This is a genomic window from Zobellella sp. An-6 (assembly GCF_052487945.1).
On record NZ_CP199259.1, the window covers coordinates 1,440,375 to 1,459,133 of the forward strand.

An 18,759-nucleotide genomic window follows, 5' to 3' on the forward strand; every position below is an offset into this window, starting at 1 on the left:
GGCAGCGTTATGCGGTTGACGGCGCTCTATGCTCCATTATGCTGTCGCCTCACGCCTCACGCCTCACGCCTCACGCCTCACGCCTCACGCCTCACGCCTCACGCCTCACGCCTCACGCCTCACGCCTCACGCCTCACGCCTCACGCCTCAGGGCTGCTCTCCCACCAGAAATTGCCTGCTGATGGTCTTGAACTGTTCGGTGCCGGAGCGGTGCAGCAACTCGAACACCACCATCTCGCGGCTGACGATCCGGGCGCCGGCATCGCGCATGCGGGCCAGGCCCAGCTGCCGGTTCTCCTCGGTGCGGCTGCCTACCGCATCCGCCACCACGAACACCTCCTTGCCCGCCTTCAGCAGATCCATCACCGTCTGCAGCACGCAGACGTGGGTCTCCATGCCGCAGACGATCACCTGAGGGTAGTGCTGCCAGTGCGCCGGCAGGCAACCGGCGGCCACCACCGAGAAGTGCATCTTTTCCACTACTTCGGGTTCGTCCATCAGCACGGTGAGAGCGGCCTGGGTATGGCCCAGCCCCTTGGGGTACTGCTCGGTAAATAAAATGGGGGTGCCGAGCGCCTGGCAGGCCGAGATCAGCCACTGGATACGGGCACTCAGCCGCTCGCCGTGATCGATGGCCGGGATCAGCTTCTCCTGTACGTCGATCACCATCAGCGCCGCTTTATCGAATTCCATCAACATCCTGTTCTCCCTCTCTGTCTGATGCCGTTAGTATGACCCTTTTGCCGGGCAAAGAAAAAGGGCGCCGTGCGGCGCCCCTTGGTAACAGCGGCCCCTATCAGACCTTGAACTCTCCCAGCAGGTTGTGCTGTCGCTGCATCTGCTCCAGCATGGCCTGGCAGTGGCGCACCTGGGCGATGGCGCCGCTGGCCACGTCCTGGCTGATATCGCGGATATTGGTGGTGTTCTGGTTGATCTCCTCGCTGGTGGCGCTCTGCTCTTCCGCCGCGGTGGCGATCTGTAGGTTCATGTCGTTGATGTGGCCGATGGCCTGACGGATCCGGGCCAGCACCTCGTTGGCCTCGGCGGCGTCCACCGAAGTCTGGGCGGCCAGCTCCTGGCTCTGCTTCATCTTGCTTTCCGCCAGCCTGACCCCGGCCTGCAGCTTCTCGATCATGTCGCCGATCTCCTGGGTCGACTGCTGGGTGCGGGAGGCGAGTGAACGCACCTCGTCGGCCACCACCGCGAAGCCCCGGCCCGATTCGCCGGCGCGGGCGGCCTCGATGGCGGCGTTGAGGGCCAGCAGGTTGGTCTGCTCGGCGATGCCGGTGATCACCGACAGGATGGACTCGATATTGCGGCTCAGCTGGGCCAGCTCGTTGACCGAGGCCATGGTGTCCTCCATGTCGGCGGCCAGTCGCTCCACCGCCTGGGTGGAGCGGGACACCACCAGGGCGCCCTGCTCGGTTTCCTGGTTGGCGGCGTTGGCGGCCTCGGCGGCGTTCTGGGCGTGCTGGGCAACTTCGGTGGCGGTAGCGGCCATCTCGTGCATGGCGGTGGCCAGCTGATCCAGCTCCTGCAACTGCTGCTGCAGCTGGTTTTCCGCCTGCTCCGACTGGCCGGAAGTCTGGCCGATGCTGGCCTTCAGCTTGTCGGAGCTGTCCATCACCTCGCCGATCAGCTTCTGCAGGTGACCGAGGAAGCCGTTGAACTCGTTGGCCACCAGGCCGAAGTCGTCCCGGCGCACTATGGGCAGGCGTTTGGTCAGGTCGCCCTGGCCGCCGTTGATGTCCTTCAGGGACTGGTGCAGGCCGCCCAGCGGCTTGAGCAGGCTGCTCATCAGCAGGATCAGCAGGGTCATGCTGATGGCCACGCCCAGCACCGCGATCAGCAGCGCCTGCCATTGCAGGCGATCCGCCTGGGCCATGACGGCGGCTTCATCCAGCACCACCCCTATGTACCACTTGGCGCTTTTCAGCTCCGACAGCGGGGTGAAAGAGACCCAATGGGGCTTGCCGCCCAGCTGGTAGCTGGCCATGGTGCTGCTCAGGGCGGGCTGTTTGCCCTCGAACAGCTCGCCGAGGGACTTGCCGTTCAGCTCCGCCTGGGGATGGGAGATGATATTGCCGTTTTCGGCCACCAGAAAGGCATAACCGGCGCCGTTGAAGTCGATGACGTTGATGGCGTCGGCTACCGTCTGCAGGCTGAGATCGCCACCGAAGGCGCCCAGGGAGCGGCCCTGGTCGCTGAGCTTGGCCACGGCGGAGATCAGGATGTCACCTTCGGTCGAGAGGTAGGGTTCGGTCAATGCGGCGCGGTTGGAGCCCATGGCGACGGGATACCAGGGGCGTTTGCGGGCATCCCAGCCGGGAGGGTTCCAGCCGGGATCATTGCCGATGGGGCGGCCGTTCTGGCTGTCGAGGCCGCCAAAAATCAGGATGAACTCGTCCTTCAGCAACGGCAGGTCGAAGGCGCGTTGCACCTGCTCGGGGCTGAAGTCGCGGTCGATGTTTTGGGCCACCATGTCAATAAGGCCGAGCTTGGCGTTGAGCCAGCCTTCGATCTGCTTGGCCAGGGTTGAGCTGGTTTCGCCGATGGCGGCGGCGGTCTGCTCGCGCAATGCGTCCCTTACCTGGGAGAGCTGCATCCAGGACAGTATGCTGACGGTGACGAGCAGCACGGCGGCGGCCGTAAGTCCGACTTTATGGGCTATTTTCATACAACGGGTCCCTATAGTTATTGTTTGGTCGAGAGCGGCTTATACTTTAGTCGCATAACGCAGAGCAACATACTGAAAAAAATTCATTTTTTGCAATATCCTGCGCTGGTGCACAGTTTCTTTCCGGGTTTACCGCGCCGATGTATCGCCAATTGAGACCTTGTCCTGTGTCGATGACAACGGGGGCATTTTTTCTTATCGGCCGCATCGCCGTCCTCTTGATTACGTCAGGCTTTCGATTTATCAATAACGGCCCCACATCTCGTTGCCACAGTGATAATGAGATCCACTTGGTTCCAGCAGAGGAGACGACACCGGCAAGCCGCGTCAGAGACATTGGTCCTGTACGCCAACCCTTTCTCTCGTTTTCCGCATCGATGGGGCCAGCTCTGTCCCCGAGTTCAACCTTATTCGTATATCGTCACTGTTTAGTTTTGCCAGGAGGTAAGGCGTTAATGAGTGGTGGCAATCCCTGTCTGAGCTGCGGCGCCTGCTGCGCTTTTTTTCGTGTTTCCTTTTACTGGGGAGAAATCCACAGCGAGTTCCAGGTGCCCGAGGCCCTGACCGAAGCCGTGAGCCCCACCCGGCTGGCGATGCTGGGCACCAACCAGGCCAGCCCGCGCTGTGTGGCGCTGGAAGGCGAGGTGGGCGGCTGCGTGTCCTGCCGCATCTACCCCAACAGGCCCAGTCCCTGCCGGGAGTTTGAGGCCTTCGATGCCGACGGCGCCTGCAACCGGGCCCGGGCCGCCTACGGCCTGCCGCCGCTGGGGGATCATCCGGTGGCCGCCTAAAGCCGGCCACCGGGGTCGCGAGGCGGTCGTTTTTTCCGGCCAGGGAAGGCCGGGGCGGCCCGGCGTGGTACAGTGATGAATGGCACCCATGGCCTCGCCGTCATGTTCATTGTTTCCACCACCAAGGATGCGCTTCGATGACCAGATCCATCACCAAGGACACCACCCTGGGCATGTCGCTGGCCGCCAGGTCCGGCAATTTCGGCACCCGCTTTCACAACTAGCTGTACGATGCCTGGGGCTGGATTATCTCTACAAGGCGTTTACCACCAGGGATCTGGCGGCCGCCATCGGCGGCGTGCGCGCCCTGGGGATCCGGTGCCGCGCGGTGTCGATGCCGTTCAAGGAAGACTGTATCCCCATGGTGGACGAGCTGGATCCCTCGGTGCAGGCCATCGACTCGGTCAACACCATCGTCAATACGGACGGCTATCTGAAGACCTGCAACACCGACTAAATGGCCATCGCGGGGTTGCTGGCGCAATACCGGGTGTCGCCCGACACCGTGTTCACCCTGCGCGGCAGCGGCGGCATGGCCAAGGCAGCGGCCTGCGTCCGGGGCTGAGCCGGTGCCGCGGGCAATCTGTGCTGGCCTTTTTCGATTTGTCCGGTAGGCTTGAAAGCAAAAACGAAGGAGTGTGCTGAATGGAAATGCTGTCCTCCCTGGAGCAAAGGGTGATCGGCTGCCTGATCGAGAAACAGGTGTCGACCCCCGAAGTCTACCCCCTGACCCTGAATTCCCTGGTCAACGCCTGCAACCAGAAGAGCAACCGGGATCCGGTGATGAACCTGGGCGAAAAGGAGGTGCAGTCGGTGCTGAACACCCTGATCGCCCGCCGCCTGGTCAATAACGTGGCCGGTTTCAACGCCCGCGCCGCCAAGTTCCAGCATCGCTTCTGCAACACCGAATTCGGTGAGCTGCAGTTCAGCCCCGGCGAGCTGGCCATCGTCTGCGAACTGCTGCTGCGTGGCCCCCAGACCCCCGGCGAGCTGCGCAGCCGCACCCCGCGGCTGCACCCGTTCGATGACGTGACCCAGGTGGAAGCCTGCCTGCAGAGCCTGGCCGACAAGGGCCCCTTCGTGGTCAAGCTGCCGCGCCAGCCCGGCAAGCGGGAGTCCCGTTACGCCCACCTGTTCGGCAATACCGACTACGCCGTGGCCGAGGCCGAGCAGGAGCCCGGCGGGCAGGACCGGGAAGCCGAGCTGCAGGCGCGTATCCATGAGCTGGAGGCACAGGTGCAACGCCTGCAGGCACGCATCGACGAGCTGGAAGGCTAGGGCGGGAAGGGGCGGGCCGCCCGCCCCTCCAGAAGCTTCGTGCGGGTCGGTTTTTACCCTGTTCGGCGCTAGGCTGCCTGCCGCGCCGTCTTCTCCCCGGTTTCCCGCAAGGGGGCCAGCATCTGCTCGATTCCCTTGAATACCCTCAGGTTGGCCTGCTCCATCTCGCCCAGGGCGGCCAGCGCCCGGGGGTAATCCTGCGCGTAGTAGCAACGGATGGCCTCCCGGGCGAAGCGGTGCATGGCCTGGTGCGGCGTTTCCAGCGCCCGGTAGTCGGCCTGGCCGGCATAGAGCGCCTTGCCTTCTCCCTGGTAATACCACTGGCCCAGCCGGCACTGGGTTTCATCCGGGATCTGCTCGGGGCGGCGCTCCGACTGTCCCATCAGCACCCGGTAAACCTCCAGCTTGAGCTGCAGCTCCTCGATGTTGGCCAGCTCCACGCTGGACAGCCGGGCGGCGCCCACCACCGCCTGCTCCATATGATGCGCCAGCTGGCTGAGCTGATCCATCTCGCCGGCGGCGGAGGCGGACTCCTGGGCGCAGCGTTCGGCCAGGCGCGCACTTTCGGCCATGGTGCCGCGGGTGTTGCGGGTTTCCTGCTGAATGGCATCGACCAGCCCGGCAATTTCGGTGGTGGCCTGACCGGTGCGCTCGGCCAGCTTGCGCACCTCGTCGGCCACCACCGCGAAGCCCCGCCCGGCCTCCGCCGCCCGGGCGGCCTCGATGGCGGCATTGAGCGCCAGCAGGTTGGTCTGCTCCGCCACTTCCCTTATCAGTTGCACGATACGGCCGATCTGCCCGGCCTGTTGCGACAGTTTCTCCACCCCGTCGGCGGTGGTGTTGGTCTTGGCGGAGAGGGCGTGCAGGTTGTCGACCATGCCGCTGAGAATGGCCTTGGCATGATCGGACTGCCCGGCGGCCCTGACGGCGGCGGCCTGTTCCCGGTTGAGGTTGCTGGACAGGCTGCCGAAGGAAAAGCACAGGCCGTCGAGCGACTGGCCGAAGCTGGTCATGCTGCCGAACACGCCCTGGCCCAGGGCGTCCCGGGTTTCGAGGTCGGCGAGGCGGGCCCTGAGCCGGGCCAGCTCCGCGTCTTTGGTGTCCAGTTCGGCAGTCAGCCGGTGCAGGTGCTGTTGTTGCTGCCGATCCCTGGCTTCCTGCTCGGCCAGCCGTTGTTGCGTGCGTTTGAAAAACATCCTGCTCCCCCTGTCTCGTCCCGGCCGGGTCCGGTTGAATATCAATTGAAAGAAGTATCCAGGATGCAACATTGAAATGCACGCTTTTTATCGCGCCCGGCGCTCAGGGCCCGAACAGGGTGTCGACCAGCCCCCGGGCGCCCTCGGGCAGCCCGACCTGCTGCACCAGCAGCCGGCCCTGTTCGTCCAGCACAGTGATGGCGTTGGAGTGGGAAATTTCGCCGTCGGCCTGGCCCATGTACTGGATGTTCAGCGCCATGGCGAGGCGGCGCACCTCGTCGTCGGTGCCGCTGAGCAGGGTCCAGTGCTGGTCCAGGCCGCGATGTTCGGCGAAGTGGCGCAGCACCCTGGGGGTGTCGGTCGCCGGGGTGAGCGAGACCAGCACCAGGCCGAGCCGCTGTTGCTGCTCCGGCGTCAGCGCCCGTTGCACCGCCTGCATATGGGCCACGATCAGCGGGCAGGCGGTGCCGCAGTCGGTGTAGATCAGGCCGATTATCCGTTTCTTGCCGGCCAGCTCGGCGATATTCATGGTCTCGCCCTCGCTGCTTTGCCAGCGGCTGTCGAGCTGGTAGACCGAATCGCCGGGCAGGGCCGCCCGGGCACTAAAGGCCGCCAGCAGCATCAGCATCAGCAGTGATTTCATCGGTTATCTCCTGTGCACAACGAAAACCCAGGTTGCCCAGGGTGTAGGGCGCCTTCAGGCTGGAACGAAAGCCGAAGCGCATGAAGGCGGCGTAATCGGACGGATCGGCGCTGCCGGCCGCCCCCGAGCCGCAGAACATGCCCTGATCCAGGCTGCTGTCGCCCCGCGACTCGCCGGTGACCAGGGTGGAGTTGAAATCCTGGGTCCATTCCCACACCAGGCCGTGCAGATCCCGCACCTGCCAGTAATTGGCCGGGCTCTGCCCCACCGCGGCCAGGGTGGCGGTGGCCGGGCGGGCATACCAGGACAGGATGCGCCGGCTGTAATCCGGCTCGCTGCTGCCGTTGGCGGCCAGCTCCGAGGCCTGGGCGGCGAATTCCCATTCCGCCACCGTCGGCAATCGCTTGCCCTGGGCGCGGCAGTAGGCATCGGCGGCATACCAGGACACCTGGGTCACCGGCTGGGCCCCTTGCGCGGGGGAGGGGTACTCCCCCGGCCAGTGCTTGAGGTAGCCGGATTCGGCGAACAGGCTGGCCACGCGGCCCTTTTGCCAGCGGGGATGGCCGGCCACGAAGTCGGCGAATTGCTTATTGGTGACCGGGGTGACATCCAGCCGGAACGGCGCCACCCGGGTGAGCGGGCTGTCCTTGCTGAGATACAGCGGCCGAATCTCCCCGCCGGGCAGTTCGGCCATCTGCAGCGCCGCCAGAGCAATCAGCAGCGCCGGGTTCATCAGTGGGCACTCCCTTCCATCACGATGGGCTTGCCTTCCTCACGACGTTTGGCCACCTGCTCGGGGGTGATTTCGCCACCCTGGTTGTCCCAGCTGTTGAGCACGTAGGTGAGCACGTTGGCCACGTCCTCGTCGGGCAGACGCATGGCCGGCATGATGCTGTCGAAGGCCTGGCCGTTGACCTTGATCGGACCCTTGAGGCCGTGCAGCACGATGTCGACGGCCCGGGCCGGGTCTTCGTTGAGGAAGTCGGAGCCGGCTACCGGCGGGAAGGCACCGGGAATGCCCTCGCCGCCGCCCTGGTGGCAGGCCTGGCAGTTGGCCTCGTACACCCGCTTGCCGTACATCATCCGCTCTTCCTTGTTCTTGGCGGTGACCTTGGGATGGCCGTTGGGCATCACCTGCACCGCCGAGCCTTCGGGCAGGTAGACGTTGTCGGCCACCTTGCCGGAGTAGACTATCTTGTCCTCGTCGCCGTCCACCGCCATCATGCCGAGCGCGCCCTTGTTGAAGGCGCGGAAGATGGAGTGATCCACCAGGATGAAGTTGCCGGGCACGTCCAGCTTGAATTCCGCCATGGCGGCGCCGCCGGCGGGCACCAGGGTGGTCTGCACGTTTTCGTTCGTCAGGTTGCCGCCTTCCACGCTGACCTTGTCGAAGATCTCGCCGATGACGTGGAAGGACGACACCAGGTTGGGGCCGCCGTTGCCCACGTAGAGCCGCACCGTTTCACCCACGTTGGCGGTGAGCGCCTTGTCGCCGTTGAGCGCGCCCACGGCGCCGTTGAACACCACGTAATCGGGTTGCTCCTTGATCGCCTTGTCCATATCGAAGGGCTGCAGGCCCTGCTCGCCGTAGGCGCCCTTGGTGTAGAAATCGCCCTGCATCACGTAGTATTCCCGATCCACCGGCGGCAGCCCTTCCTTCGGCTCCACCAGGATCAGGCCGTACATGCCGTTGGCGATGTGCATGCCCACCGGGGCGGTGGCGCAGTGGTAAACGTAGAGGCCGGGGTTGAGCGCCTTGAAGTTGAACACCGAGGTGTGGCCGGGAGCGGTGAAGGAAGCGGCCGCGCCGCCGCCGGGGCCGGTGACCGCGTGCAGGTCGATATTATGGGGCATCTTGGAGTCGGGGTGGTTGGAGAGATGGAACTCGACCTCGTCCCCCTCGCGTACCCGCAGGAACTGGCCCGGCACCGAGCCGCCGAAGGTCCAGAACATGTATTCCACCCCGTCGGCGATTTCCATCACCTTTTCCACCGTTTCCATCTTCACCACCACCTTGGCGGCATGATCCCGGGTGATGGGGGGCGGCACCAGGGGCGGCGAGGTCAGCACGGCTTCCTCCACCGGCAGGGTATTGGCCTGTACGGACAAGGCGAAGGTCATGCTGATGGCGGCGACAAGCTTACTCAGTTTCATGGGATGCTCCCTGCGCTTTGGCGCTTATTGTTGGTTGAATTTAATCTGTATTTCATATGTAAGTTTGTTCCTGGCATCGTCAAACAGGGCTGATTTGGATCAATAAATGTCCCTGTACCTCCTTGGGGAGAGAAGGCCGTGTGCAATTTATCGACATGGCGCACAGTTTCGGGGGGAAGAGGAGCCTGGGCTGGTTCCCTTGCCATGCCCAGCCACCTCTTTTCATCCCGGAAACAAGCTGTCAGAATAGGCCCCTCTTGGGGGAGTAATCGTTCGGTGCCCACCGAAACCACTGTCAACAATCTCTGAGCCGAAGGCTTATGGCAGTGGTGTCCTGATGGATTGATGAGACCTGAGACAGCGTGACTTGCCGGGCGGGACGTCACGAGGTCTCCGGTATCCATGATCCCGCCCTGAAGAGCGCCTATGAAACACAACACACCCTTTTGCTTTTTTGTTACCCCGGCCCAGGGGGGAACCTGCTCATGCTGATGTCGTTAGCCGCCATTGCTCTGGGCCTGGCCGTGCTGGTCTGGAGTGCCGACCGCTTCGTGGACGGCGCCTCGGCCACCGCCCGCTACGCCGGTATGCCGCCCTTGCTGATCGGCATGGTGATAGTGGGCTTCGGCACCTCGGCCCCCGAAATAGTGGTGTCGATCATCGCCGCCCTGGAAGGCAACCCCGGGCTGGCCCTGGGCAACGCCTACGGCTCCAACATCGCCAATATCGGGCTGATCCTGGGGGTAACGGCCTTGATCAGTCCCATTGCCGTGCATTCCCAGGTGCTGCGCAAGGAGCTGCCGATACTGCTGCTGATCACCCTGCTTTCCCTCGGCCTGTTGTGGAACGGCTGGCTGGCGCGCACCGACGCCATGGTGCTGCTGGGGGTGTTCGTGCTGCTGATGGGCTGGAGCATCATGCAGGGCATGCGCGACGGCAACGACGCCATGGCGGCGGACGAGGCCAAGGAACTGGACGAAAACCAGATGACCCTCAAGCAGGCGCTTTTCTGGCTGGTGGCCGGCCTGGTGCTGCTGATCATCAGCTCGCGCATCCTGGTGTGGGGCGCGGTCAACGTGGCCCAGGCCTTCGGGGTGAGCGACCTTGTCATCGGCCTGACCATAGTGGCGGTGGGCACCTCGCTGCCGGAGCTGGCGTCGTCCATCGCCGCCATCCGCAAGAATGAGCATGACCTGGCCATCGGCAACGTGATCGGCTCCAACCTGTTCAACACCCTGGCGGTGGTCGGCCTGGCCGGCATCATCCATCCGCTGGAGGTGGCGACCGAGGTGATCAGCCGCGACTTTATGGTGATGGGCGCCCTGACCCTGTCGCTGTTCGTGCTGGGCTACGGGTTCAGCGGCCGCCAGGGCCGCATCAACCGGATGGAAGGCGGTCTGCTGCTGCTGGCCTACGGCGGCTACACCACCTGGCTGGCGCTGGGCGTGCTGGCCGCCGCCTGAGCCTGGCGAGCCGGCTGCCTTGCCGCATGGCGGGAACATGGCTGCTTTCATCTTGTTTCCGGGCGCCGGCAAAGCCTGCCACTGTTATTTAAAGGGAGGAAATCATGGCAATCAGCGAACAGGATAAACGGCACCTGCGCCGTTGCGTGGAGCTGGCGGCACAGGCGCTGGCGGCGGGGGATCAGCCGTTCGGCTCCGTGCTGGTGGGGGCGGACGGCGCCGTATTGGCGGAGGATCGCAACCGTATCCACAGCCGCGAGCCCACCTGGCACCCGGAGATCGCCCTGGCGCGCTGGGCCGCCGGGCACCTCACCGAGCAGGAGCGGGCCGCCGCCATCCTCTATACCTCGGGCGAGCACTGCCCCATGTGTTCCGCCGCCCACGCCTGGGCGGGGCTGGGCCGCATCGTTTACGCTTGCTCGGCCGAGCAGTTCGGCCAGTGGTGCCGGGAGTGGGGCCTGCCGGCCTCGCCGGTCGCGCCGCTGTCCATCCAGCAGGTGGCACCGAACATAGCAGTGGACGGCCCCGAGCCCGAGCTGGCGGCACAGCTGCGCGAGCTGTACCGGCGTTGTTTTGGCGCGAAGGATTAAGCCGTAAAAAAGTTGGAGCGCGGGCCGCCCGCGCTCCATCATATTGCTGCTTCACGCTTCACGCTTCACGCTTCACGCTTCACGCTTCACGCTTCACGCTTCACGCTTCACGCTTCACGCTTCACGCTTCACGCTTCACGCTTCACGCTTCACGCTTCACGCTTCACGCTTCACGCTTCACGCTTCACGCTTCACGCTTCACGCTTCACGCTTCACGCTTCACGCTTCACGCCTTACGGGTGGCGGCCTTCATGTTCCGCACGAAGGTGGTCAGGGCGTCCAGCATGGCCTGGTCGTCGTCCAGGTACTGTTCGATGATCTTGACCACGGCGGAGCCGGAAATGGCGCCGGCGGCACCGGCCTGCACGGCGGCGCGCACCTGCTCCGGCTCGGAGATGCCGAAACCCAGCAGGCAAGGCGGGGCGCCGAATTCCTTCAGCCTGGCCAGCAGGCTGTCCACCGGCATGCCGGCCTTGGTTTCGGTGCCGGTCACCCCGGCGCGGCTCAGCAGGTAGGTGTAGCCCGAGCCCATTTCCGCCACGGTTTTCAGGGTGTCGTCGTTGCCGTTGGGCGGCGCTATGTAGATGCTGGCGATGCCCGCTTCGTCGGCGGCGGCCTTGAAGGGAGCGGCCATTTCCACCGGCACGTCGGCCACCAGCACCGAGTCCACCCCGGCGGCCACGCACTGGGCGTAGAAGTTGGCCGGGCCCGGCTTGTACACCAGGTTGGCGTACACCAGCAGGCCGATGGGCAGCTCCGGGTATTTTTCGCGGATCTGTTTCAGCATCTCGAAGCAGGTGGCGGAGCGGGTGCCGGCCGCCAGCGCCCGCACCGTGGCGCCCTGGATGGTGGGGCCGTCGGCCACCGGATCGGAGAAGGGAATGCCGAGCTCCAGGGCGTCGGCGCCGCCAGCCACCAGGGCGTCGATCACCTTGAGCGACTGGCCAGGGGTGGGGTCGCCCAGGGTCACGAAGGGCACGAAGGCGCCCTCACCGGCGGCGTTCAGCCGGTCGAACAAAGACTGGTAACGGCTCATTTCAGCACTCCTTTCTGCTCCAGGATTTCGGCCACGGTAAAGATGTCCTTATCGCCCCGGCCGGAGAGGTTGACGATCAGCACCTGTTCCTTGTCGGGCTCGGCCTCGGCCATCTTCAGGGCGTAGGCCAGGGCGTGGGAGGATTCCAGCGCCGGTATGATGCCTTCGTTGCGGGCCAGGGCCTGGAAGGCGTCCAGCGCTTCGTCGTCGGTGATGGACTCGTAGCGGGCGCGGCCGATGGAGGCCAGGTAGGCGTGCTCGGGGCCGACCGAGGGAAAGTCGAGCCCGGCGGACACCGAGTAGGACTCCTCAATCTGGCCGTCGTCGTTCTGCATCAGCAGCGAGTGCATGCCGAAGAACACGCCCTTGGTGCCGTGGCGCAGGGGCGCGCCGTGCTCACCGGTGTCGATGCCCTTGCCGGCGGGCTCGATGCCGATGAGTTCCACGCCTTCTTCATCGATAAAATCGGCGAAGATGCCGATGGCGTTGGAGCCGCCGCCGACGCAGGCGATCACCGCGTCCGGCAACCGGGTTTCACGCTCCCTGATCTGCACCTTGGCTTCCTCGCCGATCATGCGCTGGAATTCGCGCACTATGGTGGGGAAGGGGTGCGGGCCGGCGGCGGTGCCCAGCATGTAGTGGGTGGTCTCGTAGTTGGCGGCCCAGTCGCGCAGCGCCTCGTTGCAGGCGTCCTTGAGGGTGGCCGAGCCGGAATGCACCGGTATCACTTCGGCGCCCATCAGCTTCATGCGGAACACATTGGGTTTCTGCCGTTCGCAGTCCTTGGCACCCATGTACACCCGGCACTTCAGGCCCATCAGGGCACAGGCCAGGGCGGTGGCCACGCCGTGCTGGCCGGCGCCGGTTTCGGCGATGATCTCCTGCTTGCCCATGCGCTTGGCCAGCAGCGCCTGGCCCAGCACCTGGTTGGTCTTGTGGGCGCCGCCGTGCAGCAGGTCTTCCCGCTTGAGGTAGATGCGGGTCTTGGTGTGGGAGGCCAGGTTGCGCACCCGGGTCAGCGGGGTGGGGCGGCCGGCGTATTCGCACAGCAGCTCGCGGAATTCCCGCTCGAACTCGGGATCCTGCTGGGCGTCCACAAAGGCCTGCTCCAGCTGGAGCAGGGCCGGCATCAGGATCTGGGGCACGTACATGCCGCCAAATTCGCCGAAGAAGGGGTTAAGTAGGGTCATTGTGTGTTCCTGCGTCCGTAATGTCTGAGGGCGGCGAAGGCCGCGTTGAGTCTGGCCGGGTCTTTCTGCCCGGGGGCGCTTTCCACGCCGGAATTGAAATCCAGCCCCCGGCAGCCGATGGCGGCGGCGCGGGCGGCGTTGTCGGGGCTGAGGCCGCCGGCGAGCATCATGTTGCGCTTGTCGATGCCTGCCAGCAGCGACCAGTCGAAGGCCCGGCCGGTGCCGCCACTCTGGCCGAAGGCCTTGGTGTCGAACAGCAGCCGGTCGGCGTTGGCGGGCAGAGGAGGCAGGGCATCCGCCACCGCCACCGCTTTCCAGATTTCCACGCCTTCGGGCAGCATGGCGCGCAGGGCGTCGATATAGCCCTCGTCCTCGTCACCGTGCAGCTGCACCGCCTTCAGCCCCAGGGTGCGGGCGGTATCGGCAATCTCGGTGCGCCTGTGGTTCTGGAACACGCCCACGTAGTCGAGGGGTGCGGCCTGGATCAGGGCCTGCGCCTGCTCCAGGCTGACGCAGCGCGGGCTTTGGGCCACGAAGATGAGGCCACCGAAGGCGGCACCGGCGGCATGGGCGGCGGCGGCGTCCTGCGGGCGGGTCAGGCCACACACCTTGTTGTCGCCCAGGATCAGGCGGCGCACCGCCAGATCCAGATCGTCCTCGGCCATCAGCGAGCTGCCCACCAGAAAACCGTCGGCGTGGGCGGACAAGGCCTTCACCTGGGCGTGGTGATGGATGCCGGACTCGGAGATGACGATGCGATCGTCCGGGATAAGCCGGGACAGTTCCCGGGTGCGGTCCAGGTCGATGGACAGATCGCGCAGATCCCGGTTGTTGATGCCGATAACCCGGGCATCCAGGCGCAGGGCGCGCTCCACTTCTTCACGGCTGATGACTTCGGTCAGTATGCCCATGTTGAGCGCGCGGGCCACGGCGGCCAGCTCCCGGTACTGGTCGTCGTCCAGTACCGACAGCATCAGCAGGATGGCGTCGGCCCGGTGGTGGCGGGCCAGCTTGATCTGGTAAGGGTCGATGATGAAATCCTTGCAGATCACCGGCTGGCTCACCTGGCCGCGCACCCGGGTCACGAACTCGAAGCTGCCCTGGAAATATTTTTCGTCGGTCAGCACCGAGATGGCCGAGGCATGGCGGCCGTAGACACCGGCGATGGCGTCGATGTCGAAGTCGGCGCGGATCAGGCCCTTGGAGGGCGAAGCCTTCTTGCATTCCAGGATAAAGGCCGGCTGGCCGGCGGCCAGGGCCGCCTCAAAGGGGCGATCGCTCGGGATCAGGCCGGCTTCAAAACTGTCCAGGGGCTGGGCCTGCTTGCGCGCCTCGACCCAGATTTTCTTGTCGGCAACAATCTTGCCGAGAACGGTACTTAACATTGGCTCAACTCCGCCAGTTTATTGGCTACTTCCATGGCTTTGCCCGACTTTAACACAGCCAGCACCTGCTCCACGCCTTCTTTCAGGGTTTCGGCCCGGCCGCTCATCACCAGCAGCGGCGCCACGTTGATGGCGATGACGCTTTGCTGGGCGGGGGTGCCGCCCCCTTGCAGCAGGCTCAGGGTGATGGCCTTGTTTTCACTGGGCTCGCCGCCGGCAATGGCGCTGATGTCGTAACGCCTGAGTCCCAGCTCTTCGGGAGTGATGCTGTATTCGATGATCTCGCCGTTGAGGATCTCCGCCACTTGGGTCGGGCCGTGGATGGCAATTTCATCCAGGCCGCTGCCATGCACCACCATGCCCCGCTTGAGGCCCATGGCCACCAGGGTGTCGGCAATGGGGCGCACCAGCGCTTCGGAATACACCCCCAGCAGCATGAAGTCGGGGCGAGCGGGGTTCACCAGCGGGCCCAGTACGTTGAAGATGGTGCGGGTTTTCAGGGTCTGGCGCACCGGCATGGCGTGACGGATGCCGCCGTGATACTTGGGCGCGAACAGGAAGCAGACGTTGGCCTCGTCCAGGCAGCGGCGGGCGGTGTCCGGGCTCATGTTCAGGTCGATGCCCAGTTGTTCCAGCAGGTCGGAAGAGCCGGACTTGCTGGAGACGCCGCGGTTGCCGTGCTTGGCCACCTTGATGCCGCAGGCGGCGGCCACCAGCGCCGAGGTGGTGGAAACGTTGATGGTGTTCATGCCGTCGCCGCCGGTGCCGACGATGTCGCAGAAGGCGTAGTCCGGGCGCGGGAAGGGGCTGGCCGCTTCCAGCAAGGCCTGGGCGGCGCCGGCGATTTCATCCGGGGTTTCGCCCTTCATCTTCAGCACGGTCAGCAGGGAGGCCATGGTCATCTGATCCATGTCGCCGCGCAGCAGCTCGCCGAACAGGGCCTGGGCCTGGGCGCGGCTGATGTGCTCGCCGCGGTACAGCTGATCCATGGCCCGGGTTTCCGGCGCGCTCAAAAAGGCCAGGCTCTGCTCCAGCAGCCGGGCGCCCTCGGTGGTCATGATGGATTCGGGATGAAACTGAAAGCCCAGGACCCGCTTGGCGGTATCCTGCACCGCCATGGTCATGCCCTGGTAGTCGGCGATCACCGACAGGCTGGTGGGGATCCTGGTGCCCACCAGCGAGTGGTAGCGGGCCACGGGCAGGGGGGTGGGCAAGCCGGCGAAAACGCCCTTGCCGCTGTGACTGATGAGCGAGCTTTTGCCGTGCTTGATTTCACCGGCGTTTTCCACCTTGCCGCCATAGTGTTCGACCAGGGCCTGATGACCCAGGCAGATCCCCAGTATGGGGAAGCGGCCGATGCAGGCGCCGATCAGGGCCGGCATGTTACCGGCCTGGCTGGGTGTGCCCGGGCCCGGCGACAGCACCAGGATGGGCCGCTCGCATTGCTCCATGGCCGCCACCAGCTGGGGCACGGGCACCGTATTGCGGTAGATGCGCACGGTGGCGCCCAGGCTGCGGAACTGGTCGACCAGGTTGTAGGTAAAGGAGTCGTAGTTGTCGAGCAGGAAAATGGTGTTAGCCATGGGTCACCTCCGCCAGGGTCTTGCCGTGGGCCAGGGCGATGGCATTGAGCACCGCCGCCGCCTTGTTGCGGGTTTCGTCCGCTTCCGCCTGCGGTTGTGAGTCGTACACCACGCCGGCGCCGGCCTGCACATGGGCCTGGCCTGAGCTTACGAAGGCGGAGCGGATCACGATGCAGGTGTCCATGTCGCCCAGGCCGTTGAGGTAGCCCACGGCGCCGCCGTAGCTACCCCGGCGGCGGCGCTCCACCTGGCGGATAAGCTCGCTGGCGCGGATCTTGGGGGCGCCGGTGAGGGTGCCCATGTTCATGCAGGCCTGGTAGGCGTGCAGGGCGTCCAGGTCGGCGCGCAGGGTGCCCACCACCCGCGACACCAGGTGCATCACGTGGCTGTAGCGATCCACGCTCAGCAGATCCTTCACATAGCGGCTGCCCGGCTCGCTGATGCGGGCGATGTCGTTGCGGGCCAGATCCACCAGCATCAGGTGTTCGGCGGTTTCCTTCTCGTCCCGGCGCAGCTCCAGCTCGATGCGGCCATCCAGATCCAGGTTGACGCTGCCGTCCGGGTTGAAGCCACGGCGGCGGGTGCCGGCGATGGGGTACATTTCCACCTGGCGGCTGGCGTGGTCGAACTTGACCGAGCTCTCGGGGCTGGCGCCGAACAGGATGAAGTCCTGGTCGTTGACGTAGAACATGTAGGGGCTGGGGTTGGTCTGCTTGAGCTTGCGGTAGGCGGCCAGGGGACTGGGGCAGGGCAGGCTGAAGCAGCGGGAAGGCACTACCTGGAAGATGTCGCCCACCATGATGTGACCCTTGAGGGTGTCCACGTCGGCACGGAACTCGGCGTCGCTCTTGTTCGCCTGCACCTGGCCGGTGAAGGGCAGCTCCGCCAGGGGTTCGGCGTGGACCTCACCGCAGGCGGCGGCCAGTTGCCCGAGGCGGGCCTGCAGCCGGCCCTGCTCGGCGGGATCGAACACGCAGGCGGCCAGTTGGCAGCGTTCCTGCAGGTGATCCAGGGTGATCAGGGTTTCGGCCAGGTAGAAGCTGAAGTCGGGGCAGTGGTTGATGCCCTCGCTGACTTCGGGCAACTGCTCGAAGGCGGCGATGAGATCGTAGGCGAAGGTGCCGGCCATGAACAGGTGCTGCTGGCCCTGGTCGGCGGTGAAGCGGGTCAGGATGAGGCGCAGGGTTTCCAGCACCGAGGGTGCCTTGAGCCGGCTGTCTTCGTCCATGTTGGCATCGGCGGCCGGCACCGTCACCACCAGTGTGTGGGACTGGCGTTCGCCGCCAAGCTCCTGCTCGACCAGAGCCAGGGCGGGCAGGCCGTTGGCGTTGAGGGCGGTGAGGGTGACGCTGTGGTGATCGCATACCAGCCGGACACAGGCGTCCAGCATCAGCAGGCTCTGGGTACCGGCCTTGGTGTCGATTTCGGCGGACTCCAGCAATACGCTGTTGTCACCGGGGCGGGTGAGCGCGGCGAACAGGGCGAGGGGGTCGCCGGTATAGGGGGCATCTTGCAGTAATACGTGGAGCTGACCATGCGCCATGGGGTATTCCTTGTCTGGTTAATGTCTGTCGTCAGGGATTTGCAGTATCACCTGGCTGGCAATGTCGTCATCGGTTATGGATACAAAGGCCGGTTGCGGCGTCATCAACAGGATTTGGGGTTGCCATCGCCAAAAAAGGGTCCGGGTCGGTTTCATCGCATCACCTTTTGCTGGATAATAAAAAAGCCCGCGAGGTCGCGGGCTTTTATGTGTGCTGAGACTTTAAGACGAATACAGCAATTCACACCACCCGCTTTCAGGGAGTGTGCCACCACCAGATGGTCAGAGTGGAAATTTGCCGAAACATCGCGCTCTTCTCGTCAATCAGAAACTGGATACAGTTAAACGATATTCGGGGGTGCAAGTCAACCCCGACCACAGGATTTTTTATGCGAATCGACCTGCACTGCCATTCCACCGCCTCCGATGGCCGGCTCAGCCCCACCGAGCTGCTGGCCCGGGCCGCGGCCCAGGAGGTGGAGGTGCTGGCCCTGACCGACCACGATACGGTGGCCGGGCTGATTGAAGCCCGGCAGGCGGCCGAGTTGCACGGTATCCGGCTGGTGGACGGGGTGGAAATCTCGGCTCTGTGGGAGCACAAGGAAATCCATGTGGTGGGCCTTGCTATCGATCCCCTGCATGACGGGTTGGGTGTGTTGCTCGCGGCCCAGCAGCGGCGGCGCGAGGCCCGCGCCCGGCTGATGGCCGAGCGGCTGGAAAAGGCACGCTTTCCCGGCGCCTATGAAGGGGCCAGGGCCATTGCGGGCGATGCCCCCATCACCCGTACCCACATGGCCCAGTGGCTGCTGGAGCAGGGGGCGGCGGACTCCATGGGCAAGGTCTTCCAGAAGTTCCTGAGTCGGGGCAACACCGGCTATGCGCCGCCGGACTGGTGTTCGCTCGCTGAGGCGGTGTCCACCATCCAGCAGGCGGGCGGGGTGGCGGTGCTGGCCCACCCCACCCGCTACGACCTGTCCAACAAGTGGGTCAAGAAGCTGCTGGCGGCCTTCGCCGAGGCGGGGGGCGACGCCATGGAGGTATCCATGGCCCAGCAGAGTCCCCAGGAGCGTGCTAACTTGGGACAGTGGAGCAAGGATTTCGGCCTTGCGGCCTCTGTTGGATCCGATTTCCACTATCCCAGCCATTGGCGGGAGCTGGGACGGCAGCTATGGCTACCCAAAGAAGCGAGCCCCGTGTGGGAGCGTTTTCTCTAAAAATCATTCCGGGAGG

17 protein-coding genes, 1 pseudogene and 1 other annotated feature are annotated in these 18,759 nt (G+C 64.9%); of the genes and pseudogenes, 6 read left to right on the forward strand and 12 right to left on the reverse strand.

The features are described 5' to 3' along the window. Positions 1 to 147: 147 nt before the first annotated feature. Together ACT7DK_RS06675 and ACT7DK_RS06680 are read right to left on the reverse strand one after the other, a co-directional pair. A complete protein-coding gene (locus tag ACT7DK_RS06675) occupies positions 148 to 693 on the reverse strand; it encodes a hydrolase (protein ID WP_445397550.1) in 546 nt (181 codons plus the stop codon). Between the two features lie 103 nt (positions 694 to 796). Next, a complete protein-coding gene (locus tag ACT7DK_RS06680; RefSeq protein ID WP_445397552.1) occupies positions 797 to 2,677 on the reverse strand; it encodes a methyl-accepting chemotaxis protein in 1,881 nt (626 codons plus the stop codon). Between the two features lie 455 nt (positions 2,678 to 3,132). Here ACT7DK_RS06680 and ACT7DK_RS06685 point away from each other — a divergent pair, with 455 nt between their 5' ends. The 3 genes from ACT7DK_RS06685 to ACT7DK_RS06695 all read left to right on the forward strand — a co-directional run bounded on the left by ACT7DK_RS06685 (position 3,133) and on the right by ACT7DK_RS06695 (position 4,746). Beyond that, positions 3,133 to 3,468, forward strand: coding sequence for a YkgJ family cysteine cluster protein (locus ACT7DK_RS06685; RefSeq protein ID WP_445397554.1), 336 nt, complete (start codon positions 3,133 to 3,135; stop codon positions 3,466 to 3,468). A gap of 127 nt (positions 3,469 to 3,595) precedes the next feature. Further along, a complete protein-coding gene (locus ACT7DK_RS06690; protein WP_445397556.1) occupies positions 3,596 to 3,925 on the forward strand; it encodes a hypothetical protein in 330 nt (109 codons plus the stop codon). A 188-nt stretch (positions 3,926 to 4,113) separates the two neighbouring features. Beyond that, positions 4,114 to 4,746, forward strand: coding sequence for a YceH family protein (locus ACT7DK_RS06695; protein WP_445397558.1), 633 nt, complete (start codon positions 4,114 to 4,116; stop codon positions 4,744 to 4,746). Between the two features lie 68 nt (positions 4,747 to 4,814). On the opposite strand, the gene ACT7DK_RS06700 is transcribed toward ACT7DK_RS06695, so the two are convergent. From ACT7DK_RS06700 to nirK, 4 genes are all read right to left on the reverse strand, one after another. Further along, positions 4,815 to 5,942 (reverse strand): methyl-accepting chemotaxis protein, encoded by a 1,128-nt coding sequence (locus ACT7DK_RS06700; RefSeq protein WP_445397560.1) that lies wholly within the window; start codon positions 5,940 to 5,942, stop codon positions 4,815 to 4,817. 103 nt (positions 5,943 to 6,045) lie between these two features. After that, entirely contained in the window at positions 6,046 to 6,585 is a 540-nt protein-coding gene (locus ACT7DK_RS06705; protein ID WP_445397562.1) for an SCO family protein, read from the reverse strand. Beyond that, positions 6,545 to 7,318 carry a formylglycine-generating enzyme family protein gene (locus ACT7DK_RS06710; protein ID WP_445397564.1) on the reverse strand — a complete coding sequence of 258 codons (774 nt, stop codon included), beginning with the start codon at positions 7,316 to 7,318 and terminating at the stop codon, positions 6,545 to 6,547. The genes ACT7DK_RS06705 and ACT7DK_RS06710 overlap by 41 nt, the downstream gene beginning before the upstream one ends. Next, positions 7,318 to 8,739: a copper-containing nitrite reductase gene (gene nirK, locus ACT7DK_RS06715; RefSeq protein ID WP_445397566.1), complete on the reverse strand. Its 1,422-nt coding sequence runs from the start codon at positions 8,737 to 8,739 to the stop codon at positions 7,318 to 7,320. Before nirK ends, ACT7DK_RS06710 begins: the two co-directional genes overlap by 1 nt. A gap of 485 nt (positions 8,740 to 9,224) precedes the next feature. On the opposite strand from nirK, the gene ACT7DK_RS06720 reads away from it, so the two are divergent. Both ACT7DK_RS06720 and ACT7DK_RS06725 read left to right on the forward strand, forming a co-directional pair. Beyond that, complete coding sequence (locus ACT7DK_RS06720; RefSeq protein ID WP_445397568.1) at positions 9,225 to 10,202, forward strand: calcium/sodium antiporter; 978 nt, start codon at positions 9,225 to 9,227, stop codon at positions 10,200 to 10,202. Positions 10,203 to 10,306: 104 nt separating this feature from the next. Continuing rightward, positions 10,307 to 10,792, forward strand: coding sequence for a nucleoside deaminase (locus ACT7DK_RS06725; protein WP_445397570.1), 486 nt, complete (start codon positions 10,307 to 10,309; stop codon positions 10,790 to 10,792). A 226-nt stretch (positions 10,793 to 11,018) separates the two neighbouring features. On the opposite strand, the gene trpA is transcribed toward ACT7DK_RS06725, so the two are convergent. The 6 genes and pseudogenes from trpA to ACT7DK_RS06755 form a co-directional block, all read right to left on the reverse strand. Then, the gene (trpA, locus tag ACT7DK_RS06730) at positions 11,019 to 11,828 is read right to left on the reverse strand and encodes a tryptophan synthase subunit alpha (protein WP_445397572.1); all 810 of its coding nucleotides are present in this window, start codon (positions 11,826 to 11,828) and stop codon (positions 11,019 to 11,021) included. Next, positions 11,825 to 13,018, reverse strand: coding sequence for a tryptophan synthase subunit beta (trpB, locus tag ACT7DK_RS06735; RefSeq protein WP_445397574.1), 1,194 nt, complete (start codon positions 13,016 to 13,018; stop codon positions 11,825 to 11,827). The genes trpA and trpB overlap by 4 nt, the downstream gene beginning before the upstream one ends. Then, the gene (gene trpCF, locus ACT7DK_RS06740) at positions 13,015 to 14,403 is read right to left on the reverse strand and encodes a bifunctional indole-3-glycerol-phosphate synthase TrpC/phosphoribosylanthranilate isomerase TrpF (RefSeq protein ID WP_445397576.1); all 1,389 of its coding nucleotides are present in this window, start codon (positions 14,401 to 14,403) and stop codon (positions 13,015 to 13,017) included. The genes trpB and trpCF overlap by 4 nt, the downstream gene beginning before the upstream one ends. Continuing rightward, positions 14,397 to 15,392, reverse strand: a complete 996-nt coding sequence (trpD, locus tag ACT7DK_RS06745) for an anthranilate phosphoribosyltransferase (protein ID WP_232513440.1) — start codon at positions 15,390 to 15,392, stop codon at positions 14,397 to 14,399. The genes trpCF and trpD overlap by 7 nt, the downstream gene beginning before the upstream one ends. Before the next feature lie 9 nt (positions 15,393 to 15,401). Further along, positions 15,402 to 15,986 (reverse strand): annotated as a pseudogene (locus ACT7DK_RS06750) (aminodeoxychorismate/anthranilate synthase component II); the annotation flags it as partial. Continuing rightward, the gene (locus ACT7DK_RS06755; protein ID WP_445397578.1) at positions 15,979 to 17,529 is read right to left on the reverse strand and encodes an anthranilate synthase component 1; all 1,551 of its coding nucleotides are present in this window, start codon (positions 17,527 to 17,529) and stop codon (positions 15,979 to 15,981) included. The gene ACT7DK_RS06755 and the pseudogene ACT7DK_RS06750, both read right to left, overlap by 8 nt. A 177-nt stretch (positions 17,530 to 17,706) precedes the next feature. After that, positions 17,707 to 17,809 (reverse strand) — a sequence feature (Trp leader region). Positions 17,810 to 17,918: 109 nt separating this feature from the next. Here ACT7DK_RS06755 and rnm point away from each other — a divergent pair. Continuing rightward, positions 17,919 to 18,743: an RNase RNM gene (gene rnm, locus ACT7DK_RS06760; RefSeq protein WP_445397580.1), complete on the forward strand. Its 825-nt coding sequence runs from the start codon at positions 17,919 to 17,921 to the stop codon at positions 18,741 to 18,743. Positions 18,744 to 18,759 lie beyond the last annotated feature (16 nt).

Bases quoted from the DNA above. Each gene is read 5' to 3' on its own strand.
- ACT7DK_RS06690 (WP_445397556.1), top strand. From the start codon at position 3,596: ATGCGCTTCGATGACCAGATCCATCACCAAGGACACCACCCTGGGCAT.
- ACT7DK_RS06700 (WP_445397560.1), bottom strand. From the start codon at position 5,942: ATGTTTTTCAAACGCACGCAACAACGGCTGGCCGAGCAGGAAGCCAGG.
- ACT7DK_RS06725 (WP_445397570.1), top strand. From the start codon at position 10,307: ATGGCAATCAGCGAACAGGATAAACGGCACCTGCGCCGTTGCGTGGAG.
- ACT7DK_RS06705 (WP_445397562.1), bottom strand. From the start codon at position 6,585: ATGAAATCACTGCTGATGCTGATGCTGCTGGCGGCCTTTAGTGCCCGG.
- nirK (WP_445397566.1), bottom strand. From the start codon at position 8,739: ATGAAACTGAGTAAGCTTGTCGCCGCCATCAGCATGACCTTCGCCTTG.
- ACT7DK_RS06680 (WP_445397552.1), bottom strand. From the start codon at position 2,677: ATGAAAATAGCCCATAAAGTCGGACTTACGGCCGCCGCCGTGCTGCTC.
- trpD (WP_232513440.1), bottom strand. From the start codon at position 15,392: ATGGATCAGCTGTACCGCGGCGAGCACATCAGCCGCGCCCAGGCCCAG.
- ACT7DK_RS06720 (WP_445397568.1), top strand. From the start codon at position 9,225: ATGCTGATGTCGTTAGCCGCCATTGCTCTGGGCCTGGCCGTGCTGGTC.
- trpA (WP_445397572.1), bottom strand. From the start codon at position 11,828: ATGAGCCGTTACCAGTCTTTGTTCGACCGGCTGAACGCCGCCGGTGAG.
- trpB (WP_445397574.1), bottom strand. From the start codon at position 13,018: ATGACCCTACTTAACCCCTTCTTCGGCGAATTTGGCGGCATGTACGTG.
- ACT7DK_RS06755 (WP_445397578.1), bottom strand. From the start codon at position 17,529: ATGGCGCATGGTCAGCTCCACGTATTACTGCAAGATGCCCCCTATACC.
- ACT7DK_RS06675 (WP_445397550.1), bottom strand. From the start codon at position 693: ATGGAATTCGATAAAGCGGCGCTGATGGTGATCGACGTACAGGAGAAG.
- rnm (WP_445397580.1), top strand. From the start codon at position 17,919: ATGCGAATCGACCTGCACTGCCATTCCACCGCCTCCGATGGCCGGCTC.
- ACT7DK_RS06695 (WP_445397558.1), top strand. From the start codon at position 4,114: ATGGAAATGCTGTCCTCCCTGGAGCAAAGGGTGATCGGCTGCCTGATC.
- trpCF (WP_445397576.1), bottom strand. From the start codon at position 14,403: ATGTTAAGTACCGTTCTCGGCAAGATTGTTGCCGACAAGAAAATCTGG.
- ACT7DK_RS06710 (WP_445397564.1), bottom strand. From the start codon at position 7,318: ATGAACCCGGCGCTGCTGATTGCTCTGGCGGCGCTGCAGATGGCCGAA.
- ACT7DK_RS06685 (WP_445397554.1), top strand. From the start codon at position 3,133: ATGAGTGGTGGCAATCCCTGTCTGAGCTGCGGCGCCTGCTGCGCTTTT.